This window comes from Bacillus sp. FSL L8-0099 (assembly GCF_038006385.1).
GTDB classification, from domain to species: Bacteria; Bacillota; Bacilli; order Bacillales; family Bacillaceae_G; genus Bacillus_A; species Bacillus_A toyonensis.
Map to the genome: position 1 here is coordinate 88332 of NZ_JBBOVC010000005.1, position 6234 is coordinate 94565.

At 31.8% G+C, this 6234-nt stretch carries 5 protein-coding genes and 2 pseudogenes; 4 read left to right on the top strand and 3 right to left on the bottom strand.

The genetic code is table 11. From position 1 onward, the window contains the following. Window positions 1-133 precede the first annotated feature (133 nt). A pseudogene (locus MHH42_RS32200) lies at window positions 134-259 on the bottom strand (RNA chaperone Hfq); the annotation flags it as partial. A 175-nt stretch (window positions 260-434) separates the two neighbouring features. Further along, window positions 435-659: pseudogene (locus tag MHH42_RS32205) on the bottom strand (HIT domain-containing protein); the annotation flags it as partial. Between the two features lie 150 nt (window positions 660-809). On the opposite strand from MHH42_RS32205, the gene MHH42_RS32210 reads away from it, so the two are divergent. The 3 genes from MHH42_RS32210 to MHH42_RS32220 all read left to right on the top strand — a co-directional run bounded on the left by MHH42_RS32210 (window position 810) and on the right by MHH42_RS32220 (window position 3673). Beyond that, a complete protein-coding gene (locus tag MHH42_RS32210) occupies window positions 810-1469 on the top strand; it encodes a response regulator transcription factor (protein WP_340895817.1) in 660 nt (219 codons plus the stop codon). Next, complete coding sequence (locus tag MHH42_RS32215) at window positions 1470-2900, top strand: sensor histidine kinase (protein WP_340895819.1); 1431 nt, start codon at window positions 1470-1472, stop codon at window positions 2898-2900. It begins immediately after the preceding gene. A 128-nt stretch (window positions 2901-3028) separates the two neighbouring features. Beyond that, on the top strand, window positions 3029-3673 hold the full coding sequence (locus tag MHH42_RS32220; RefSeq protein ID WP_340895820.1) for a YcdB/YcdC domain-containing protein: 645 nt from the start codon (window positions 3029-3031) through the stop codon (window positions 3671-3673). A 284-nt stretch (window positions 3674-3957) separates the two neighbouring features. Here the strand turns inward: MHH42_RS32220 and MHH42_RS32225 are convergent, their stop codons facing one another. Continuing rightward, a complete protein-coding gene (locus MHH42_RS32225) occupies window positions 3958-4107 on the bottom strand; it encodes a hypothetical protein (RefSeq protein WP_340895821.1) in 150 nt (49 codons plus the stop codon). Window positions 4108-5055: 948 nt separating this feature from the next. Between MHH42_RS32225 and MHH42_RS32230 the strand changes: the two genes are divergently transcribed. Then, the gene (locus tag MHH42_RS32230; protein WP_340895824.1) at window positions 5056-5844 is read left to right on the top strand and encodes a M15 family metallopeptidase; all 789 of its coding nucleotides are present in this window, start codon (window positions 5056-5058) and stop codon (window positions 5842-5844) included. Window positions 5845-6234 lie beyond the last annotated feature (390 nt).

Consider the following 6234-nt stretch of genomic DNA (forward strand, 5'->3'; position numbering starts at 1 on the left):
CCTCTCCCCACCTCATACGATGTTTTTCTTTTATTGTACATAATAGAGTGGTAACCATGCAAATAACTCCTGATCACAACAGACATAAGAACTTACCCCAATATTTATAATATATCACTGATTCTCATATATATTATGTAGTAATGGTTGAAACGGCTTGTTTGTAAACGAGTTGCTGTTTACCACGAACCATCATAAGAATCGTAAATTTGTCCATTGCAAGAATCTGCCCGGTTATCCTAAGCCCACTCTTGTAAAATTATCAAGACCTAAATTGTAAAAAGTCATAAAAAATAAAGGGTGATACATATTAGTCATATATAATATGTATCACCCTTTATTTCTTGCTCAGTAATCGCGCCCTTTAATGGAATAACAAAAATATACCCCTTCTTCTTGAACTAACGCTCACCAATACTCGAATATGACAAATCTTATTTTATAGGTTCTCCAGAGACAATATGCCAATGAAGGTGTTTAGGATCTTGGTATTTTCCTAAGTTAGTTATTAACCTTCATGCCCCGTGTTCAGATGTCACTTTAGCAGCAACTTGTTTTATCACTCCTAATAGTTCAAGCGATAAGTCATTATCATTTTCATCTAATGTAATTAAAAAAGAAATATGTTTCTTTGGTTTGGTAACAATATGAACTGGAAATGGATCTTATTTATTTGGTAAGATGGGCTAGGTAGTTGAACAAACAGCAATTTGGCAAATTAAATACTAACTGTGACGGAAGTCTAATGTATTATTTATCCCTTTTAGGGAATTTGTACGGTAAGTATTATTTTTTGGGAGAGTGAACTGATGAAAGCAGAAAAAATATTAATTGTAGAAGATGAGCCAACTATTTCAGATTTAATAAACCTAAATTTGAAAATGGTAAATTATGAAACTATCCAAGTTTACAATGGCAGAAACGCTTTAGAATTAATAGAAGCGGAACAATTTGATTTAATACTTTTAGACGTTATGCTTCCAGAAATAGACGGGTTTAGCATAATAGATAAAATAAAGCATAAGGACATACCTGTAATTTTTTTATCAGCTAAATCATCCATTATGGATAAGGTTAAGGGTCTTAAAATGGGAGCAGATGATTATATAGGAAAACCTTTTGAGTCTATAGAACTTTTAGCAAGAGTTGAAACAGTTTTAAGACGTTACAGTAAAAAAAATAACGCCATAAGTTTCGGGAATTTAGAAATATATATAGAAGAAATGCTTGTGAAAAAAGATGGCAATAGTATCGATTTAACTCTAAAAGAATTTGAGCTTTTATGTCTTTTAATACAAAATAAAGGAATAGCTTTATCTAGGGAAAGAATTTTAGAAAAAATTTGGGGATATGATTACCTAGGAGAAACTAGAACTGTGGATATGCATATTCAAAGGATTAGAAAAAAACTTGATTTAGATGAGAAAATTAGAACGGTTCATAAGGTTGGGTACAGATGGGAGACTTAAATGAAATTTTGGCATAAAATATCCATATATTCATCATCGTTATTTTTGATAATATTTAACTTTGGTGCTGTTTGTTTAATACAAAATAGTCATAACTTAAACTTAAAAAGAGAGATTGATAGGTCATTAGCTGAACATAGAAATATTTCGACAGGAATTAGTTATTATAATATGATTTCAAATAATTACTTATATATTGAGTCTAAAAATATAGTTAATGCTGATTATAAAGAAGTTATAAAAAAATATTTAGAAAAATTGAATTCAAAGAATAATTACTTAGAGATAGTAGACAAAAATAATCATGTAGTTTTTGGTAACCTAGATTTTAAGGTTTCACGAGATAGAGAAGAGTTAAAAAATGCATCTCACGATAAAAGAAAATACATTATAAGAGATGTAGAAAATAAAACATTATTATTTGTAACTAGTTTAATAAATATAAATGGTGAAGATTTGAAGTTTTCATATGTTCGTGATGTAACATATATTTATGAAGATAAAAAAGAACAATATAATTTTTATATTCGATTATCAATAAGTATAACTATAATTTTAGCTATTGGCATGTATATGTTAAGTAGGTATATTACAGGGCCCATAGAGAAGCTAATAAATATAACCCAAATAGTATCAAAGGGGAATTATTCAAAAAGAATAGAGATTGATTCTAAAGATGAAATAGGTATTTTAGCAGAAAATTTTAATGAAATGGCAGCTGCTGTTGAACAAAAAATCAGTGAACTAGAAATGAAAGCTGCAGAAAAACAAAGGTTCATAGATAATTTAACTCATGAATTAAAAACACCCTTAACTTCCATAATTGGATATGCAGATTTTCTTCGCTTAACTGCATATAATGAACAGATATTTATAGAAGGACTAAACCATATATTTAAAGAAGGAAAAAGATTAGAGGAATTATCCTGGAAAATGATGGATTTAATGTTACTTGAAAGAGAAAAATTTAAAATGAGAAAAGAAAATATAGGAGATATATTATTTGATATAAAAGATATATTAAAGCCTAGATTAGAGAGTAAAAGTATCTACTTAATGATTAGCGGTGAAGATTATGAGGTAGTTGTCGAAAGCGATTTAATTAGAAATTTCATTTGTAATTTTATTGATAATTCTATTAAGGCTTCAAAAGAAGGTAGCAATATATATTTACATGTATATAAAAATAAAGAAAATAATACTGTGCTTGAAATAAAAGATGAAGGTATAGGAATTTCAGAAGAAGATTTACCTAAAGTGTTTGAAGCCTTTTATATGGCTGATAAATCAAGAACTAGGGCTAATAATGGAGTTGGATTAGGACTTACAATATGTTCTGAAATAGCAAAAATCCATGAAATTGAATTAGAAATGGAAAGCCAACTAAATAAGGGGACAATTATAAGAATAACATTTACCTTGAATTCGTAATGAAAGTTCCTGGCATTTTGTTTGCTGTCTTATGATTTTACAACTATGTTACAATTCGTAGATTGTTTCTATAAGAGTAGGATGTATTATTCTAACTGTAGCAAACAAATTAAGGGAGGGAAAATTTTATGAAGAAAAAAGGAATCATTGCATTAGGTTTAATTGGAGCATTAAGTATTAGTGGTGGTACTTTAACTTTTGCACAAATATCAAAAAATACAGTACCAAAGAACGAAGTAATGACGGAGTCAAGTACTGCACAAGTAAGTAATAAAAATGAAACCTATAAAAAAGTAGCACTAGATGCTTTTAAAAAGTATTTTAATGTAGATGTAGATGTAATGCAAAATAGTAAAGGGTTAAAAATTGAAGCAATAGATACTCATGAGACGCTTGCTGTAAGTTGGCTCGATAAAAGTAGGACTATGGTATACGATGCTATAATAGATAAAAAAACTAATAAGATAATACGCCTATCATGTTATCCAGAGGATCCTAAAAATGAAGATTATCAAAATCTTTCTTATGATACAGCGAAAGATATAGCAGATAAATTTGTTAAAGATAATAATTTATTCAATAATACAGATTATGAGTTTGTAGAGAAGGAAAGCATTAAGAAAAATTCAGAGTTGGGTAAAAAAGCTCAAGGATATGTTTTCTATTATAACTGCAATGGAGAAGAATGGACATTAGTTGTCAATAAAGATCTCCAGAAAGTAGAGCAATTTCAGATCTTCCCTGAAGGAGAGCGCGGAGTGAGATTGGGCTAAAAGTAGATTTTCATTATGTTATAAAGAGGATGGAAGGTATTATAATAATTTTAATTTGGCTAACGCACAGTTCAATTCCCCAAGTTGAAGTATTGTGACAGTCCAAAACCTTCAAGGCCTGACGGGCACCACCATGTGTAAAAATGCACTTGGCCTGTGAATCTCTATGTCACCTACTGGAACTGCGGCTCACGGGCCTTACTTTTTGGGTAGGATAAACTCTATCCTAAACCGACCTATTAATGATCAAATACCCGACGGCCGTCCGTTATGTGGGAGGTATGCTATAACTTTTTGTAAACATCTGCATAAGTTACTTTCAGCTGTTCTCTAGTTGCTTGTTTTCTTCCTCCAATTTTTTGTTCTTCCTTTTTAGAGGTAGTCATAGAAGTTAAAGTGGATTTATTATCTTGGATAGCTGTTGGGTTCATCATAATCAGATTTGTTATTCTTGCTTTTATAACAAGAAATGTGAAAAGTAAGATCCCTCAAAGTTCAGCTATCCAATCCATAGTTTGGAGGATAGTGGGAACCTCAGTTTTTTGGATGGTGAGTATCTTCCTTATTCTATGGTGGTTCCTTCCTAGATTTTTGTGAAGAACTGTACTTAAACAAACGGGCACGATTGTGGAGCAACATAAGTAGGAAATGATCAAACTTTTTTATAAAAGAATGAGTCAATAAAAAATAATAAGAGCGTGTTTTAATAAATCTTTTTTTTACAAAACAAGCTTTTTTCTATATTCGTTTATCAAGGTTATTAGTAGCAATTTGATCAAACATTATTTTATAGCAACACGTAGCTTCTTGTTTTAGTTTTGTAAGTGGCTCAAAAAAGAAGGAATCGTTGGCGGGACCCCATGTATGATTGAAAAAATAGAGGTGAGTGCTATGAAAAAGTTATATAGCGGAAATGGAATATTAATAGTTATAACGATTATTCTATTAATTACATGTATTATCTTTGTGTGTAATCCACTTGTTTTCTTAAATTCTATAAAAAGCTTTTAAAAGAATTAGGATATATAACCCCAACCTAAGAGTAAAGTGTTTTGGATTAGTTCAATCAATAAAGGTAATGGGTATATGATATGAAGCTACAAGAAAATCGGAGGTTACTTTACGCTTCCTATCAAAGGTGCTCTTTCTATTCCTAAAACCGGTCCTTGGAGCCCCTGTAGCTCATTAATTAAATTCTATCTTATGTTAATAATGTGACGGACTAAAGCAGCAACCCTGTGGTTACCCCATATAAACGAAAAAACTCTTAAAGTATTTAATATTTTTAAAAATGAACACACCCACTTTATACTTCTTTTTCAAATAACTAAATTTATAATGGAAAAATAAATTATAAGAAAGGACTGAAATTACCCAGATTTATGAAAAAAATAATTATTATTTCAGCCGCTACGATTGGAATCGGTATCATATCCTTCACTTATTTCGGTTCGAGATCTCCACTACACAATGAAGCGAAAGTTGTTGAAACACAAAAACATGATGAACATCCAAAAGAAGAGATTCCTGCCTTTCCGAAAGCAGCAGATACAGCCAAAAAAATAGATGAGAACTTTCTTCTTGTTACAAATCCAGATTCACCCCTTGTATTAGTAAATAAACATCGTAAATTACCAGATGGCTATATACCAAAAGATTTAACTAAACCAAACGTTCCATTTACATCTCCAAAAGATAAAGAAAAAACATTACTTCGTAAAGATGCTGCCACTGCTCTTGAAAAAATGTTCCAATCTGCAAAAAAGCAAGGTCTAGAGCTTACAGCTGTATCAGGTTATCGTTCATATAAACGACAACAATCCTTACATAATACGTATATCAAACGTCAAGGGAAAGCCAAGGCTGAGTCAGTTAGTGCAGTTCCTGGAACGAGTGAACATCAAACAGGACTTACAATGGATATTAGTTCAGAATCTGCAGAATATAAATTAGAACCTATCTTTGGAGAAACAGAAGAAGGAAAGTGGGTAGCAGCACACGCCCATGAATTTGGCTTCGTTATTCGTTATTTAGAGGATAAGACAGATACGACAGAATATGCATATGAACCATGGCATCTTCGCTACGTTGGCAATCCATATGCTACATACTTATATCAACATCACCTAACATTAGAAGAAGCAATGGGTGAAAAAATAAGTGAACCTTGAACTACTCACCACTTAACGTCCTTACGGACTGTTTGAAGTGGGAGATTCCTGCGAACACCGATGTATCCACCGGTTATCTTAGCAGGCTCTACCCGTAGTCCCTACGGTGGGAACATAAGTATCTTGTACGTTGACTCACCACACACTCCCTACTTTAGCTTGGTTTTCGCAACTTCGGCAAGCGTGGGGCGATAGAACGTTGAAGATTTTACGGTTGCAACGTTTTTCTGCAACCAACCTCATATCTTCAGTTTTCGAAGAGCAATCTGTACAAGTATATGGTAGCAAATATGTTGGCTTATGCCAACCGACATTCATCTCCCACCTAAAATTGGTGTTTCACACCTTCACATTTTTGAGGAAGGAGTTTTCTGTCGGAAAACGATAAAA

What these genes read in the sequence shown, in the direction of transcription:
- MHH42_RS32215 (WP_340895819.1), top strand. Translation starts at nt 1,470, where the DNA reads ATGAAATTTTGGCATAAAATATCCATATATTCATCATCGTTATTTTTG.
- MHH42_RS32220 (WP_340895820.1), top strand. Translation starts at nt 3,029, where the DNA reads ATGAAGAAAAAAGGAATCATTGCATTAGGTTTAATTGGAGCATTAAGT.
- MHH42_RS32230 (WP_340895824.1), top strand. Translation starts at nt 5,056, where the DNA reads ATGAAAAAAATAATTATTATTTCAGCCGCTACGATTGGAATCGGTATC.
- MHH42_RS32210 (WP_340895817.1), top strand. Translation starts at nt 810, where the DNA reads ATGAAAGCAGAAAAAATATTAATTGTAGAAGATGAGCCAACTATTTCA.
- MHH42_RS32225 (WP_340895821.1), bottom strand. Translation starts at nt 4,107, where the DNA reads ATGATGAACCCAACAGCTATCCAAGATAATAAATCCACTTTAACTTCT.